Source organism: Nocardioides sp. 1609 (assembly GCF_004522105.1).
Classification (GTDB): domain Bacteria; phylum Actinomycetota; class Actinomycetes; order Propionibacteriales; family Nocardioidaceae; genus Nocardioides.
Genome location: NZ_SPUJ01000005.1, coordinates 181,095 through 196,791, shown reverse-complemented (window position 1 = coordinate 196,791; position 15,697 = coordinate 181,095). Strand labels below are relative to the sequence as shown.

At 74.7% G+C, this 15,697-nt stretch carries 12 protein-coding genes; 3 read left to right on the top strand and 9 right to left on the bottom strand.

All coding sequences use genetic code 11. The features are described from left to right. Position 1 precedes the first annotated feature (1 nt). From E4623_RS14750 to E4623_RS14720, 7 genes are read right to left on the bottom strand one after another with little or no spacing between them, the layout of a single operon-like run. Complete coding sequence (locus tag E4623_RS14750; RefSeq protein WP_134767311.1) at positions 2–2,440, bottom strand: serine/threonine-protein kinase; 2,439 nt, start codon at positions 2,438–2,440, stop codon at positions 2–4. Beyond that, positions 2,440–3,597, bottom strand: coding sequence for a hypothetical protein (locus E4623_RS14745; RefSeq protein ID WP_245155086.1), 1,158 nt, complete (start codon positions 3,595–3,597; stop codon positions 2,440–2,442). Before E4623_RS14745 ends, E4623_RS14750 begins: the two co-directional genes overlap by 1 nt. Then, positions 3,594–4,538 carry a glutamate ABC transporter substrate-binding protein gene (locus E4623_RS14740; RefSeq protein WP_245155085.1) on the bottom strand — a complete coding sequence of 315 codons (945 nt, stop codon included), beginning with the start codon at positions 4,536–4,538 and terminating at the stop codon, positions 3,594–3,596. Before E4623_RS14740 ends, E4623_RS14745 begins: the two co-directional genes overlap by 4 nt. Continuing rightward, entirely contained in the window at positions 4,535–5,827 is a 1,293-nt protein-coding gene (locus E4623_RS14735; protein WP_134767310.1) for a hypothetical protein, read from the bottom strand. Before E4623_RS14735 ends, E4623_RS14740 begins: the two co-directional genes overlap by 4 nt. Next, entirely contained in the window at positions 5,824–7,398 is a 1,575-nt protein-coding gene (locus tag E4623_RS14730) for an AAA family ATPase (protein ID WP_134767309.1), read from the bottom strand. The genes E4623_RS14735 and E4623_RS14730 overlap by 4 nt, the downstream gene beginning before the upstream one ends. Positions 7,399–7,408: 10 nt before the next feature. Further along, the gene (locus E4623_RS14725) at positions 7,409–7,927 is read right to left on the bottom strand and encodes a hypothetical protein (protein ID WP_134767308.1); all 519 of its coding nucleotides are present in this window, start codon (positions 7,925–7,927) and stop codon (positions 7,409–7,411) included. Between the two features lie 32 nt (positions 7,928–7,959). Beyond that, positions 7,960–9,210 (bottom strand): toxic anion resistance protein, encoded by a 1,251-nt coding sequence (locus tag E4623_RS14720; protein WP_134767307.1) that lies wholly within the window; start codon positions 9,208–9,210, stop codon positions 7,960–7,962. 230 nt (positions 9,211–9,440) lie between these two features. Here E4623_RS14720 and E4623_RS14715 point away from each other — a divergent pair, with 230 nt between their 5' ends. Beyond that, a complete protein-coding gene (locus E4623_RS14715) occupies positions 9,441–9,908 on the top strand; it encodes a type II toxin-antitoxin system PemK/MazF family toxin (protein ID WP_134767306.1) in 468 nt (155 codons plus the stop codon). Positions 9,909–9,917: 9 nt separating this feature from the next. Here E4623_RS14715 and E4623_RS14710 read toward each other — a convergent pair whose 3' ends face one another. Next, the gene (locus tag E4623_RS14710) at positions 9,918–10,625 is read right to left on the bottom strand and encodes a hypothetical protein (RefSeq protein WP_134767305.1); all 708 of its coding nucleotides are present in this window, start codon (positions 10,623–10,625) and stop codon (positions 9,918–9,920) included. Positions 10,626–10,686: 61 nt separating this feature from the next. Here E4623_RS14710 and E4623_RS14705 point away from each other — a divergent pair, with 61 nt between their 5' ends. Beyond that, positions 10,687–12,123, top strand: a complete 1,437-nt coding sequence (locus E4623_RS14705) for a PLP-dependent aminotransferase family protein (protein ID WP_134767304.1) — start codon at positions 10,687–10,689, stop codon at positions 12,121–12,123. 73 nt (positions 12,124–12,196) lie between these two features. Here E4623_RS14705 and serA read toward each other — a convergent pair whose 3' ends face one another. Beyond that, positions 12,197–13,798, bottom strand: coding sequence for a phosphoglycerate dehydrogenase (gene serA, locus E4623_RS14700; protein WP_245155084.1), 1,602 nt, complete (start codon positions 13,796–13,798; stop codon positions 12,197–12,199). Between the two features lie 249 nt (positions 13,799–14,047). Here serA and E4623_RS14695 point away from each other — a divergent pair, with 249 nt between their 5' ends. Continuing rightward, positions 14,048–15,655 (top strand): ABC-F family ATP-binding cassette domain-containing protein, encoded by a 1,608-nt coding sequence (locus E4623_RS14695; protein ID WP_134767303.1) that lies wholly within the window; start codon positions 14,048–14,050, stop codon positions 15,653–15,655. Positions 15,656–15,697: the final 42 nt, after the last annotated feature.

The following is a 15,697-nucleotide window of genomic DNA, read 5'->3' as shown; positions in this document are numbered from 1 at the left end:
CTCAGGTGAGGGTCCAGGCGCGGACGGCGTTGGCGCGGTTGACCAGCTCGATGCGCTCGCCGAGGTCGCCGGCGTCGCGCGCGAGGGCGCGGTAGGCCTTCTCGATGCCGGCCCGGAGCCCGGCCTCGTCGGCGACCGTCGAGCCGATCGTCGAGCCACCGGGGCCAGCGGGGCCGCCGCCCGACGCGGTCACCAGGGCGAGCGCCTGCTCGAGGATCCGCACGGTGTAGCGGCCGTGGGTGGCGGGGTCCATCGACGCGGACTCGATCGAGCGCATGGCCTGGTCGAGGACCCGCAGGTCGGTCGACCCCTGGCCGAGCAGCACCTCGGCCCGCAGCTGCCGGCTCTCGGGGTAGCCGCGGCTGGTCTTCGGCACCAGGTCGAGGGCGGCGACGGCGCCCGGCGCGTCGCGACGCTCGGCGCGGATCCGCGCGACGCCGAACGCGGCCGGCGCGACGTACGCCGCGTCGGTGGCGGCGCAGGTGAGGTAGAGCGACTCCGCGACGGCGGGCTGGCCGCCGTTCTCGCAGGCGACGGCGAGCGCCATCTTGGCGGCGAGCTCGCCGGGCACCTGCTGGTAGACGGCGTTGAACGACGCGGTGGCGCGCCCCCAGTCGCGCTGGCTCATGGCGGCGAGGCCCTCGACCCACAGGGCCCGCCACTCCCACGGGTCGTCGGCGAGCAGCTGGGCGACGGTGTCCTGGGCGAGCGCCGGGTCCCCCTTCTCCAGGGCGGCCCGGGCGATCGCGAGCAGCACCTCCGGCGACTGCTCGGGCGCCTGCGAGGTGAGGACGTCGAGCAGCTCGTCGGGCTCGGCCGAACCCTGACCGTGCTGGGCGATCCCGCTCAACCACGCGTGCTGCGGGTCGGTGGTGTCGACGCGGAGCAGCGGCAGCTGCGACCACAGCAGGACGCCGCGCGCCGTCGTCGGCGCCTCGAACAGCACCGACGCCGCCGAGGTCAGCGCCGTGCCCTGGGTGCTGCGGGCGACCGTCTCACGCAGGACGCCGAGCAGCTGCGTCCGGAGCTCGTCGGCCGAGGAGAACCGGTCGGCCGGGTCGGTCGCGCAGCACTTGGCGATCAGCCAGTACAGCGAGTCGTTCGCGGCGAACAGCGGCGTGCTCTCCACGGGGGGCAGGCTGTGCAGGTAGGTGCCCTGGTAGCCGCGGAACTCCATGCACAGCACGACCAGCGTGCGGCCGATCGTGTAGAGGTCGGAGGCGACGCTGGGACCGACCTGGGCGACCTCGGGCGCCTGGTAGCCGACCGTGCCGTAGATCGCCGACTCCTCGTCGTCGATCCTGCGGACGCCGCCCAGGTCGATCAGCTTCAGGGCGTCGTCGACCTGGATCATGTTGTCGGGCTTGAAGTCGCAGTAGACGAGGCCGAGGTCGTGCAGGTACTGGAACGCCGGCAGGATCTCGAGCACGAACGCCAGTGCCTGGTCGACCGGCAGCGGGTCGTAGGTGCCGCCGTTGGCCCGCATCCGCTCCTTGAGCACCTGCTTGAGCGAGTGGCCGCCGACGTACTCCATGACGATGTAGCCGGCGCCCTCGTGGGTCACGAAGTTGTAGATCTCGACGATCAGCGGGTGCTCGACCTGGGCCAGGAACTGCTGCTCGGCGATCGCCGCGGCGAGCGCGTCGGGGTCGCCGGAGTTGAGCAGGCCCTTGAGCACGACCCAGCGGTTGGAGACGTTGCGGTCGCGGGCGAGGTAGATCCAGCCGAGGCCGCCGTGCGCGATCGCGCCGGCCACCTCGTACTGCCCGCCGACCAGGTCACCGGGCTGGAGCTTGGGGGTGAAGGAGAACTCCTGGCCGCACTGCGCGCAGAAGCCCTCGGTGCGGCCGGGGACGCCGTCGCGGCCGCGGCCGACGGCGTTGCCGCACTTGGAGCAGGTGCGCTTGTCCTCGGGCACCATCGGGTCGGGCCGGATCGCCTTCACGGGGTCGACCGGCGGTGCCGGCGGGACGCTGGTCAGGCCGGCCCCGATCCGCGCCGCCCGCATCCGCTGGGAGCCGACCCGCGCGCGGCGGGTGGTCACGCTCGTGCCGGTGGCCCGCGCCGAGCCGAAGCGCGCCGAGGGGACCTGGGAGGACGACGTCCGCGTCGACAGCGCGTCGTGCGCGGCGGGCGCGGCGGGCGGCAGCGTGGCTGAGGTGGCGACCGAGCCGCCCTGGCCGGCGGGGGCCACCGCGGCCGGGGCCGAGACGCCGGCCATGCCGCACGTGTCGCAGTAGCCGTCCGCGATGGTGCCGGTGCAGCCGGGCTGGGTGCAGGCACCGGCCGGGGCGGGGGCGGCGGCGGGCGTCGAGGCCTGCGGCGGGGCAGGCGAGGGAGCCGGGCTGGCGCCGGCCGCCGGCGCCATGCCGCAGGTGTCGCAGTAGCCGTCCGCGATGGTGCCGGTGCAGCCCGGCTGGGTGCAGGCGGGAGCGCTCATCAGGTCGCGTCCTTCCCGAGAGAGGGGCCGGTGGCGGGCCCGGAGGTCAGGGCGGTGAGCCAGGACTGGTAGGTCGAGACGAGCTGGCGGCAGACCGCCATCGGGGCCGGGCGCCGGGCCAGGACGTCGCGCGCCTGGCGCTCGCTGGCGGCGAGGTCGGCGTCGCCGGCCACGGCGGACGCGCGGGCCTTGGCGACGTAGGCGTCGAGGAGCGCGGCCAGGTCGGTGTGCTCGGCCAGCGCCGCGGCGTACCGCTCGTGGGCGTAGGCCATCGCCTGGCCGACGCGGTCGAGGCGGTCGAGGTACGGCGTCAGGGCATCGGCCGTGTTGGGCACCGGGCCGAGCGCGTCGACGTCCGGGACGGCGAACCGCGGCGCCGGGTCGACGGTCGCGACGCAGGTGGCGGCCAGGGCGGTGAGCTCGGCCTCCCGGCCCACGAGCGCGGCCCGCCGGGTACGGGCCTGCTCGACCAGGCCGCGGGCCTCGCGGCGCTTCTGGTTGCCCACGATGAGGTCGCGCTCGTAGAGGGCGGCGTCCTGCTCGAGGGGGTTGAGGAGGCCGCCGACGTCGGCGCCGCGACCGGCCCGCTCGGCGACGTCGTTGAGCCGGACCATGAGGGAGGCGAGCCGGTCGACGGCGTCGTCGCGCAGCAGCGCGGGCTCGAGGGCGACCTGGTCGCGGATCCGCTCGAGCTGCGCGCGGAGGTCCTTGACGCGGACGGCGGACGCGCCGGCGCCGGCGCTCAGCTCGAGGCGGGCGTGCAGCTGACCGGCGATGGCGTCGTTGAGCCGGCAGGCCTCGGGCACCGACATCCCCTGGCCCGCGTCGCCGAGGCGGCCCCAGACCAGCGAGCCGATCCGCTCGCGGTCGGTCGGCAGCACGCGGCCGCCGTCCCAGAGGGTCCACATCTCGCGGTAGCGGTCGGAGACGTTCTTCCACAGCGACAGCGCGAGCGCCATGTCGGTGGCCACCTCGGCCCCGCGGCCGGCCGCGAGCGCGGCGGCGTCGAGGTCGTCGAGCTCGCTGCGGCGCAGCCGGACCCACGCCTCGAGCTCGCCCAGGTAGGCACCGAGCACGGCGGCGTCGGGCGTGCTGCCGAGCGAGCCGGGTGCCGCGGGCGCGGTCAGGGGGACGTCGGTCATGACGGGGGCAGTCATCGGCGCCCGTAGAGGGGAGTCGGCTGGACGCCGGGGACGTTCTCGAGCGGCGCCTTCAACCACGCGTCGTACGACGCCTGCCAGCGGCCGTCGGTGCGCATGTCCTCGAGCACCTTGTTCACGAGCCGTGCCAGGTCCGGGCGGTCGGCACTCACGCCGATCCCGTAGGGCTCCGTGCTGAGCCGGACCGCGCTGAGGACCTCGGCGTACGGGTCCTGCGCGGCCAGCCCGGCGAGCACCGTGTCGTCGGAGGTGACGGCGTCGGCCTCACCGTTCTGGAAGCGGACCATGCAGCGGGAGTTGTCCGGAGCCGTGACGATCTCGGCCTCGGGAGCCTTCGCGCGGATGTTGTCGATCGTGGTGGTCCCGGCCGAGGCGCACACGCGCCTACCGGCCAGGTCCTCCACCGAGTCGATGCCCGACCCCTCACCGACGAGCAACGACTGGCCCGCCTCGTAGTACACGGCGGAGAAGGCGATCTGCTCCCACCTGGAGCAGTTGATCGTCATGTTGCGCGCCACGATGTCGATCGTGCCGTCCTGGAGGAGCGGCACCCGGTCGGCCGCGGTGATCACGCGGTACTCCACGTGTCCGGGTTCGCCGAAGATCTCCTCCCCGATCGCCTCCGCGAGGTCGATGTCGAAGCCCTCGAGCTGGTTGGTCTCCGGATTGCGCGACCCGAGCAGGTACGTGTCGCCGGCGACACCGGCAACCAGCTTGTCGGAGGCGCGGATCTCCCGGATGGTCGCGCTCTGACCGACCCCGGACCCCGGTTCGAAGGACCGCAGCTGGCGGCCGTCGTTCACGCAGGTCGAGGGCGCCGCCGGCGCCGCGGACGGCGGCGCCTCGGGCTCCGGGACGACGGTCGTGTCGTAGCCGCCGCACCCGGCGAGCAGCACCATCCCGGCCAGGGCGGCGAGAAGACGGGGGCGGCGGTTCACTGGTACTCCTTGCGGCGCAGGTCGATCCCGCGGGTCACGGCGCCGGCCGCAGCCAGCGCCCCGAGGATCGTGAGGGCGATGAGGGTGAGGGCGACGCCGCCGCCGGAGCCGAAGCCGTCGCTGGCCCGCTCGCCCTGGTCGGCGGCGACCGCGGCGGTCGCGGCGTCGAACTCGTCGAGGGCGGCGGTGGCCGAGCCAGCCCCGGTGCCGGTGGCCAGCGCGACGGCACCGTCCCAGTCGCCGGCGTCGTCGAGGTCGCGGATCGCCCGGTGCGCCTGGACGTAGGCACCCCACAACCCCTCCGTCGACCGGGTGGTGTTGTCGTCGACGACCGCGGCCTGCTCGTCCCAGAACGCCTCGTAGGTGACGCCCGCACCGCGGTTGATCAGGCCCTGGCTCTCGCGGGCCTTCGCGTCGTTGCCGGCCGTGCGCGCCGTCGCGGCGGCGACCGCCTCGCGGTAGGCGCCGTCGCGCAGGGAGTCGTTGTCGTCGTCACGGAGGTAGGCGTGGAAGCCGGTGGCGAGGGCGAGCACCCCGATGATCACCGCCGCGAGGGCGAGGCCGACGTTGACCCGTCGGCGGAACCTGCGTCCGACCTGCTGGTTGACCCAGAGCAGGACGGCGACCGCGAGGAGCCCCAGGCCGACCAGCCACCACGGGTGCTGGGCGTCCATCTCGTCGACGGCGCGCTCGGCGTTGGCGTCGACGAGTGCGTCGAGCTTCGGCAGCGCGTCGGTGCGCAGCGACGTGCCGGCGTCGTTGAGGTAGGCGATGCCGATCGGGAGCTGCTGTCGGTTGTAGTCGCGGGCCTGCGTCACCGCGGTGGTGTAGTCGGTGATGGCGGCGTTGAGGTCGGCGAGCACCGCGCGGTCGGCGGGCTGGGCCTCCGCGGCGTCGGCGACGAGGCGGAGCGCCCGCTCGACCGCGTCGTCGTACTCGGCGCGGGCGCCGGTCGGCTCGAGCCCGCCGACCAGGAAGGAGTTGGTGGCGAGGGCGTCGGCACGCAGGAGCAGCGACTGGACCTCCTGCACGCGCACGACCTGCTCGGTGTTGGCGGCGGCGCGGCCGTTGGCCTGCCAGGACAGCACCTGCACGGTGACGGCGAGGACGCCGAAGACGACACAGGCGGTGATCGCGATGGTCTGGAGCCGGGTGAGCAGACGGGGCACGTTCTCGGTGAACCCGGTGCTCGCCGGCTGCACCGAGGCGTGGGTGGCCCGGCCCTGCTGGGCCGGGCCCGCCGGCGCGGGCAGCGGCGCGGGTGCCGGTTGCGAGGCGGTCTGCGTCACGGGGTCTCCTCGCGGTCGGGCTCGGTGTCGGGCTCGGTGCCGGGCTCGGTGCCGGACTCGGAGTCGGGCTCGGAGTCGGTGGGCTCCGGGGGCACCACGTCCGCCACTGCGACGGGCCCCTCGACCTCCGGCTCGAGCACCTCGGCCGGGACGTCGAGGTCGTCGACGTCGAGGGTGCGCAGCTGCTCGAGGGTCGGTGCGTCGACCTCCCGGAGCCGCCAGGCGTGGCGCCCGATGGCGGCCTCGAGCAGGTTGCGGACGTAGCGCGCGTTGCCCAACGTCGGGCCGCGGCGGACCCCGGCGAGGACGTCGCGCAGCCGCGTCAGCACGGGCTCGCCGGCGTCGTACTCGGCGCCGGTGGCCATCACGCCGAAGATGTCGACGAGCTCGTCGTCGGTGTAGTCAGCGAAGTCGATGGTGGTGCGGAACCGGCTCTCGAGGCCGGGGTTCTGGGCGATGAAGACCTGCATCGGCAGCGGGTAGCCGGCGACGATGACGACGAGGTCGTCGCGCCGGTCCTCCATCTCCTTGACCAGGGTGTCGATGGCCTCGGTGCCGTACTGGTCGCCCGACAGCGAGTAGGCCTCGTCGATGAACAGCACGCCGCCGGCCGCGGAGGCCACGACCTCGGCGGTCTTCATCGCGGTCTGGCCGAGGTAGCCGGCGACCAGCTCGGAGCGGTCGACCTCGACGAGCTGGCCCTTCGAGAGCAGCCCGAGCGCCTGGTAGATCCCGGCGACCAGCCGCGCGACCGTGGTCTTGCCGGTGCCGGGGTTGCCGTTGAAGATCATGTGGCGGGTGATCGTCGCGGCCTTCAGGCCGGCGTCGGCGCGCAGCCCCTCGACGCGCAGGACGGCCGCCTGACGGTGGATCTCGGCCTTGACGTCGGCCAGCCCGACGAGGCCGTCGAGCTCGGCGAGCAGCTCCTCGACGGTCCGCCTCGGGACCTCCGGCTCGGGCTCCGCCTCGACGGTCGGCGCCGGGGCGGCCGGCGCCGCCGCGGTCGGGGACGCGAGCGGGTCCGCGGGCGCGGCGGGAACCGGTGCGCCCAGGCCGGCGAGCTTGCGCTGGACGACGGACAGCTGCTGCAGCAGCGACCCGGCGACCTCGTCGCCGAGGCCCGGCGCCGGGGGGCGGCCCCCCTGGCTTCCGGGCTCGCCGAGCTGGGCGGCCGCGGCGGTGGCGGCGTTGCCGGTGGCCCGCGGGTCGGGCGTGCCGAGGCCGGCCGCGGCCAGTGCGACGTCACCGAGGGCGGCGGCGTACGCCGGGGCGTGGGTGGAGCCGGTGGTGGCGAGCAGGCTCATCGAGGCGGTCGGGGCCGCGCGGTAGCGGCGTCCGCGCGAGGCGGCGTCCTGGAACGACTCGGCGGACGTCGGGCGGCCGGTCTCGGCGCACCAGTCGAGGAAGGCGCCCCTGGACGGCTCGGCCACGGTGGCGGCCAGGCTCTCGCCCTCGCGGCGCGCCGTCGTGGGGTCGACGCCGGCGTCCAGCGCGACCCTCGCGAGCGCCTCGAGTGCCGCGGCCAGCGTCGGGGCGGGCGCCTGGGTGGGCACCTGGGTGGGCGTCGTCATCGTCGTCCTCTCACGTCGGGCTGCCCAGCTGCAGGTCGGGGCCGCCGTCGGAGGTGTGCCCGAACTTGGCGTCGAGGAACATCCCGTGCGCGATCAGGGCCTGGGCGTCGGCCCGGTTGGCGGCGTCCAGGATCTTGTCCGTCGTCGCCGCGAGCAGCTCGAGCTGCTCGACGAGCACCATGAGCGAGGTCTTGTAGCCGTCGATCGGCCGCGTGTCGGCCCACTCGCGGGGCAGCCGCAGGTAGGCGCCGACCGCCTCCGGCAGGTAGGTCGTCGCCGTCGCCACCACCGAGTACCCCTCCTGCGAGCCGAGCCCCAGGTTGCGGATCCTTGGCAGCGTGTCGTTGATGGTGCGGGCGATCCGGACCACCCGCGTGGTCACCACGGCCGGAGCGCCGGCCGTCGTCAGCTGGGCGTTCAGCCGGTTGAGGGCGGCCAGGACGTCCTGCTCGGTCGGCGGTGCCGGGATCGCGGTGACGGCGGCGTCGCCGCCTCCGCGGCGTTGCTGCCACCAGTCCCTCAGTCCCACGCGCGTGTCGGATTCGGTGTCGGATCTCGACGTCAGCTCAGGGGCTGCGCGGAGAGGTCGAGGGTGCCGGCGGCGTTGCGGGCGTCGTGCTTCTGGACCCGGTCGAGGTAGGACCGCGACTTCTCGACCTCGGTCTCGAGCACCCCGATCGTCGAGGACATCGAGTCGAGCGCCTTCAGCTTGAACTCGTCGATGGAGTCCATGGTGGCGTAGATGTTGGCGAACGCCGCCTGCAGCTGCTCGATGCCGATCGTCGAGGACGCCGCCTGCTCCTGGATGGCCGCCGAGTTCTCCTTGAGCATCTCGGAGGTGCGCTGGATCATCCCGGACGTCGTCGTGTTGAGCGCGGTGATCTGGTCGAGCACGAACTTCTGGTTGCCCAGCGCCTGGGCCACGATCACCGCCGTCCGCAGTGCCGAGACGGTCGTCGTCGACGCGCGGTCGACGCCCTTGATGAGCTCGATGTTGTTCTTGATGATGATGTCGATCGCGAGGTAGGCCTGGATCGAGACGGCGAGCTGGGTGAGCAGGTCCTGGTGCTTCTGCCGCACGTAGAAGAGCACGTCCTGGCTCAGCGCCTTCGCGGCCTCGGGGTCGCTCAGCTCGAGCTCGGCGATCCGCGCCGCGAGCTTGGCGTCGAGGCGCTCGGCGACGTAGACGTACTGGTTGAGCCGGCCCATCACCGCCCACAGGTTGGTCTTCTCGAGGTTGAGGGCGACGTTGTCGCGCTGCAGCTCGTCCTGGCCGTTGCGCAGGCTGTGCAGGATGCCGTTGAGCTGGGTCTGCGCCGACTGGTACTTGCGGAAGTAGTCGGTGATCTTGTCGCCGAACGGCAGCAGGTCGAGCCAGCGCTTGGCGCCGGTGGCCTGGCTGGGATCGAGGTCCTCGACGGTGCGGCGCAGCTCGAGGAGGGTCCTGCCGACCGCCGAGCCCTGGGCGATGCCGCCCTCCTTGAGGGCGGTGACCGGCTTGTCGAGCATCCGGTTGGACGTCTCGGCCGCCTTGCGGATCTCCGCGTCGCCCATCGTCCGGACGTTCTCGGCCTGGGCCGCGAACTCGGGGCTGCCGGCCTGGGTGCTGCCCAGCGCGGCGAGGAAGCCCTCGACCTTCGCGTCGAGCTCGGGGAGCACGGCCGCGGCGACCGGCGGGGCCATCTTCGGCGCCTGGGTCTCGAGGACGAGCGGCGGCGCCGCGGGGGCCGTCAGCGTGATCACGGGGTCGGGCGGGGCGAGGGGTGCGACGGCGGCCTCGCCGCCCGGCTGCTCGGGGGTGCCTGCGGTCATGGCGCGCAGTCTGTCACGCAGATCACGTCGCGTCGCGTGCCATCCGCTCCGCACCGTCCCGCGCCCCGCCCGGTCCTCGTGCCGGCCGCCCGGCCACCGGCCGTGCCGGAGGGAGCTCGGTGGCCGCGCCCGCCGTCGCGGGTGGACGTGGCCGGGGACGGGAGGAGCCCCGGATCACCGGGGACTCCTGCGCCCGGCGACCGCCGGACCGCGCTCAGTAGGGTCGAGACATGGCAGAGCGAGCGGTCGCGCGCTGGGCGCGCACGGTGTGGCGACGTCGGCCGTCCCGGCCGTCGGCCGAGCCGGCCTACCGGGGCGACCTCGGCGGCACACCCCGGATCACCTACGCGCCCACCCCGAACGGCGTCGCCGACCCGGGCGAGGTCGTCTGGGCCTGGGTGCCCTACGAGGAGGACGCGACGCGCGGCAAGGACCGGCCGGTGCTGGTGCTGGCCATGGACGGCACCGACCTGCTCGGGCTGATGCTCACCAGCAAGGACCACGACCGCCGGCGCGACGCCGACGACTGGTTCGACCTCGGCACCGGCGCCTGGGACCGTCAGGGCCGGCCCAGCGAGGTGCGGCTCGACCGGGTGCTCCGGCTGGCGCCGTCCGCCGTACGACGCGAGGGGGCGACGCTCGACCGGGCCCGGTTCGACCGGGTGGTCGCGGCGGTCCAGGAGCGTCGGGGCGGCTGAGCCCCTCGCTCAGCTCGCGGCGGGCTGCTCCGCGGTCGGAGGTGCCGCCCCTGCGACGTCGACGACGAAGTACGGCATCAGGGCCTGGGCGACAGGTCCGATGCCGAGGGCGTAGAGGACGGTGCCGAGGCCCAGGACGCCGCCGAGGGCCAGGCCGACCAGGACCACGGTGACCTCGAGACCGGTGCGCACCAGGCGCAGGGACAGCCCGGTGCGGCGGGCGAGGCCGGTCATCAGGCCGTCGCGAGGGCCGCGGCCGAGCTGGGCGCCGATGTAGAGGGCGGTGGCGACGCCGCAGACCAGCACGCCGCCGACCATCAGGGCGAGCCGGGCGGCGAACGGGCCGGGGACCTCGAGGACCGCGAGGGTCGCGTCGGCGGAGAACCCGACCACGAGGGCGTTGGCCAGGGTGCCGACGCCGGGCATCTCGCGCAGCGGGATCCACAGCACCAGCACGACGAAGCTCATCACCACGACGGCCTGGCCCAGCGTCAGCGGCACGTGCCGGATGAGCCCCGAGTGCAGCACGTCCCACGGAGCCAGTCCGAGGTCGCCGCGCACCATCATCGCGAGCGAGACGCCGTAGAGGACCAGGCCGACGAACAGCTGGACGAGCCGGCGGACGAGCCGCCCGGCGCGGAGCTGGGCGAGCGGGCCGAGGTCGACGAGCGTCCGGGTCGTCCGGGGGTGCGAGGTGGCGGCGGTGCGGGCCTTCATGACTCCAGCCTGCACCTGATTGGCCTTGGAATCGATAGCCAATCGTGCGAAAGTGGTCTGCATGGTGCAGTCCATCTCGGCCGCGCGCGTGGCCACGCTGGTCGGGGACTTCGACCGCTCCCCCGCCTACGTCGGCCTCGCCGACGCCCTCACCGAGCTGGTCGGCGACGGCCGGATCGGCCTGGACGTCCGGCTGCCGAGCGAGCGCGACCTCACCGCCGCCCTCTCCGTGTCGCGCACGACGGTGACCCGTGCCTACGCGCTGCTGCGCGACGGCGGGTACGCCGAGGCCCGACAGGGCGCCGGGACGTTCACGCGGGTGCCCGGCGGACGCTCCCGGGCCCACGACCGCGCGCTCCTGCCCGGACCCGACGACGGCGACGCGATCGACCTCAACTGTGCCGCCGCCTCGGCCCCACCCGGCATCGCCGCCGCGTACGCCGACGCCGCGGTCGAGCTGCCGGCGTACCTCGGCGGGCACGGCTACTTCCCCGCCGGGCTCCCCCGGCTCCAGGCCGCCATCGCCGCGACGTACGACGCCCGCGGCCTGCCGACCGCCCCCGAGCAGATCATGGTCACCCCCGGCGCGCTGACGGCGGCGGCGATCGTCGCCCAGGCCTTCACCGGCCCGCGCGACCGGGTGCTCGTCGAGTCGCCGGTCTACCCCAACGCGGTCGGCGCGATCCGGCACAGCGGCGCGCGGGTCACCGGGCTGCCGGTCGACCCGGACGGCTGGGACCTCGACGCCGTCGGCGCGAGCCTGCGGCAGGTGCGGCCCACCCTCGCCTACCTGATCCCCGACTTCCAGAACCCGACCGGCCACCTGATGACCGAGCCCCAGCGCCGCGCCTACGCGCGCCACCTCCGGCAGGCGGGCACCGTCGCCGTCGTCGACGAGGCGCACCAGGCGCTGTCCCTCGACGGGCAGGAGATGCCGCGTCCGTTCGCGGCGTTCGACGACCGGACGATCACCCTCGGCAGCGCCAGCAAGTCGTACTGGGGCGGGATGCGGCTCGGCTGGATCCGGGCCCCGCACGGCGCCATGGAGCGGCTGACCCGGGCCCGCCTCGGCCTCGACCTCGGAGCACCGGTCATGGAGCAGCTGGTCCTGGCCCGCCTGCTCACCCACCCGAACGACGTCGTGGAGCGACACCGCGACCGGCTCCGCGAGCAGCGCGACGCGCTGCTCGCCGCGATCGGTCGCGACCTGCCCACGTGGCGCGTCCGTCGTCCGAGCGGCGGCCTGGCGGCGTGGTGCGAGCTGCCTGCCGCGCGCGCGACGGCCGTGGCGGACCGGGCCGAGCGGCACGGCCTCATCGTCGCGCCCGGTCCGGCGTTCGCGGCCGAGGGCGGGCTCGACCGGTTCCTCCGCGTCCCGTGGACCCGGCCCGCCGCCGAGCTCGAGGACGCCGTGCGGCGGCTCGCGGCCGCGTGGGGCGACGTCGCGGGCGGCCCGGCCCCCGGTCCCCGGTCCTCGACCCGGGTGATGGTGGCCTGACCCGGCGCTCCGAACGCCCGGGCGCGCGGACGTCCCGAACGCCCTAGCGCGGCGACGACCGGCGCGGGCGCCGTCAGACCAGGTCGATGGACCGCGCGGTGCGCACGCTCATGGCCGCCTCGATCGCGGCCAGCACCTCGGTGCCGATCGCGGAGTCCACCGAGAGCGCCACGAGGGCCTCGCCGCCCCTGGCGTTGCGGGAGACCTGCATGCCGGCGATGTTGATGCCGGCCTCGCCGAGGATCCGGCCGACGGTGCCGACCATGCCGGGCTGGTCGTGGTAGGTCAGGACGGCGAGGTGGTCGGTCGGCTCCAGGTCGATGTCGTAGCCGTTGACCTCGACCAGCCGCTCGCGCTGGTGGATGCCGACCAGGGTGCCGCTCACCGAGACCTGCGACCCGTCGGCGAGGGTCCCGCGGATGGTGATCAGGTTGCGGTGGTCGGGGCTCTCGGTCTCGGCCACCAGCCGCACGCTGGTGCCGCGCTCGGCGGCCAGCAGCGGGGCGTTGACGTAGGAGACCGCACCCTCGACGACGTCGGTGAAGACGCCCTTCAGCGCGGCGAGCTCGAGCACCTTGACGTCGTTCTCGGTGATCTCGCCGCGCACCTCGACGTCGATCTGCTGGGCGACCTCGCCGGCCACCCCGGTGAAGATCCGGCCGAGCTTCTCGGTGAGCGGGATGCCGGGCCGCACGTCCTCGGCGATGACGCCGCCCTGGACGTTGACAGCGTCGGGCACCAGCTCGCCGGCCAGCGCCAGCCGCACCGAACGGGCCACCGAGACCCCGGCCCTCTCCTGCGCCTCCTCCGTCGAGGCCCCGAGGTGCGGGGTCGCGACGACGTTCTCGAGGGTCAGGAGCGGGCTGTCGGTGCACGGCTCGCTGGCGAAGACGTCGAGCCCGGCCGCGGCGACCCGGCCGCTCGTCAGCGCGTCGTACAGGGCGGCCTCGTCGACGATCCCGCCGCGGGCGGCGTTCACCAGCACCAGCCCCGGGCGCGCCGCCGCCAGCTGCTCGGCGCCGATCAGGCCGATGGTCTCGGCGGTCCTCGGCAGGTGCACCGACATGAAGTCAGACTCCGCGACCAGCGTGTCGAGGTCGACCAGCCGCACGCCCACCTGGGCGGCCCGGCCGGCCTGCACGTAGGGGTCGTGGGCGATGACGTTCATCCCGAACGCCGCCAGCCGCTGGGCCACCAGGACGCCGATCCGCCCCAGGCCGACGATCCCGACGGTCTTCTCGTACAGCTCGGTGCCGGTGTAGCGCGACCGCTTCCACTCCCCCTCGCGCAGGGCGGCGTGCGCCGGCGAGATGTGGCGGGCCGCGGCGAGCATCAGCCCGACCGCGAGCTCGGCGGCCGAGACGGTGTTGGCGGTCGGCGCGTTGACCACCATGACGCCGGCCAGGGTGGCCGCCCGCACCTCGACGTTGTCGAGACCGACACCGGCCCGGGCGACCACCTTGAGGTGGCGCGCCGCCGCGAGCACCTCGCCGTCGACGCGGGTCGCCGAGCGCACCATGACCGCGTCCGCCTCGACGACCGCGGCGAGCAGGGCGTCGCGGTCGGTGCCGTCGCAGTGCCGGATGTCGAAGTCGGGGCCGAGCGCCTCCACCGTCGCCGGACTCAGCTCCTCGGTGATGAGCACGACGGAGCGACGGTCGACGGCTTGGATCACAGCGGTCCTCGGGCGGGGTGGGACACGACAGGGGCTCGGGTGCGCACGACGCTGTGCCGCCCGCCACAGTACCCGCTCACCGTGGCCACAACTCGGTGGACCACCCGGTCGCGGGGTGTCTAGGCTGGACGGCGTCCTGCCCCCGACGAACGGCGTGCGTCTTGAAGCTCTGAGGCCCGAACTCGCTTCGACCTCCACCCGCCACCGTCCACGAGCCCGCTCGCGCGACGAGATCCAGGGAGCTTCCGCATGCCATCACCCCACTGCGTCATCAGCCTGTCCGGAGTCACCTTCGCGTGGCCCGACGGCACCCCCGTCCTGTCCGGGCTCGACCTCCTCGTCCCGCCGGGGCGCTCGGCCCTGGTCGGCGCGAACGGCGCCGGCAAGTCCACGGTGCTCCGGCTCGTGGCCGGCGAGCTCACCCCGAGCGCCGGCCACGTCTCCGTCGCGGGCGAGGTCGGCTACCTGCCGCAGGACCTCACCCTCGACGCCGACCGGCCCGTCACCGACTTCCTCGACGTCGGCGCCACCCTGCGTGCCCTGCGCGCGATCGAGGCCGGGTCGGTGGACCCGGCCGACTACGACGCCGTCGGTGACGACTGGGACGTCGAGGAGCGCACCGTCGCCGTCCTCGGCCGGCTCGGCCTGCCGGTCGGCGCCCTGCGGCGCCGGCTCGGCGAGCTGTCCGGCGGTGAGGTCGTCCAGCTCGGGCTGGCTCGCCAGCTGCTCCGGCGACCCGACGTCCTGGTGCTCGACGAGCCCACCAACAACCTCGACGCCGCCGCGCGCGACCGGCTGGTCGACGTCGTCGCGTCGTGGACCGGGTCGCTGCTGGTCGTCAGCCACGACCGCGAGCTCCTCGAGCACGTCGACCGGATCGGCGACCTGCGCGACGGCGCCGTCCGTTGGTACGGCGGCGGCTTCCGCGCCTACACCGAGCAGGTCGCCGCCGAGCAGGAGGCCGCCGAGCACGCCGTGACGGCCGCCCGCTCCGACGTACGCCGGCAGCAGGGCGACCGGCAGGCGGCCGAGCGGCTGCTCGCCCAGCGCAAGCGGCAGGGCGTCCGCAACGCGGAGCGCACCCACATGCCCGCGGGGGCCAGGGACTTCTGGAAGAACCGGTCCGAGAAGCACGCCGCGAAGTACCGCCGCATCCACGACGACCGGCTCGACTCGGCTCGCGGCCGGCTCGACGAGGCGGAGTCCCGGCTCCGCGGGGACCGGGAGATCCGCGTCGACCTCCCCGCCACCGCGGTGCCGCGCGGGCGGGTCGTGCTGCGCACGACCGGGCTGGTGCTGCGCCACGGCGTCGCCGTCGACCCGGACGGGGCGGGACTCCTCGACGTGAGCGGGCCGGACCGGATCGCGCTGGTCGGCGCGAACGGCGCCGGCAAGAGCACCCTGCTCCACACGCTCGTCGGCCGGGTCGCGCCGGCGGCGGGGACGGTCGACGTACGGGTCCCGGTCGGGCTGCTCCCCCAGCGCCTGGACCTGCTCGACGACGACCTCACCGTCGTGGAGAACGTCGGCGCCGCGGCGCCCGGCACCGACCCGAACGTCGTCCGGGCGGCTCTCGCGCGGTTCCTGTTCCGGGGGGCGCGGGCCGACCAGCCCGCCGGCACTCTCTCGGGCGGCGAGCGGTTCCGGGCCACGCTGGCCACCGTGCTGCTCGCCGACCCGGCCCCGCAGCTGCTGCTGCTCGACGAGCCGACCAACAACCTCGACTTCGCCTCCTACGACGCGCTCGTCTCGGCGTTGTCGGGCTACCGCGGAGCCCTGCTCGTGGCCAGCCACCACCAGGGGTTCCTCGACGACGTCGGCGTGGAGCGGGTGGTCGAGGTCGGGCCGGGGCGCTGACGGCCCGCCGGCTCGCCGGTCCCGACGCGCGGTCGCGACCCC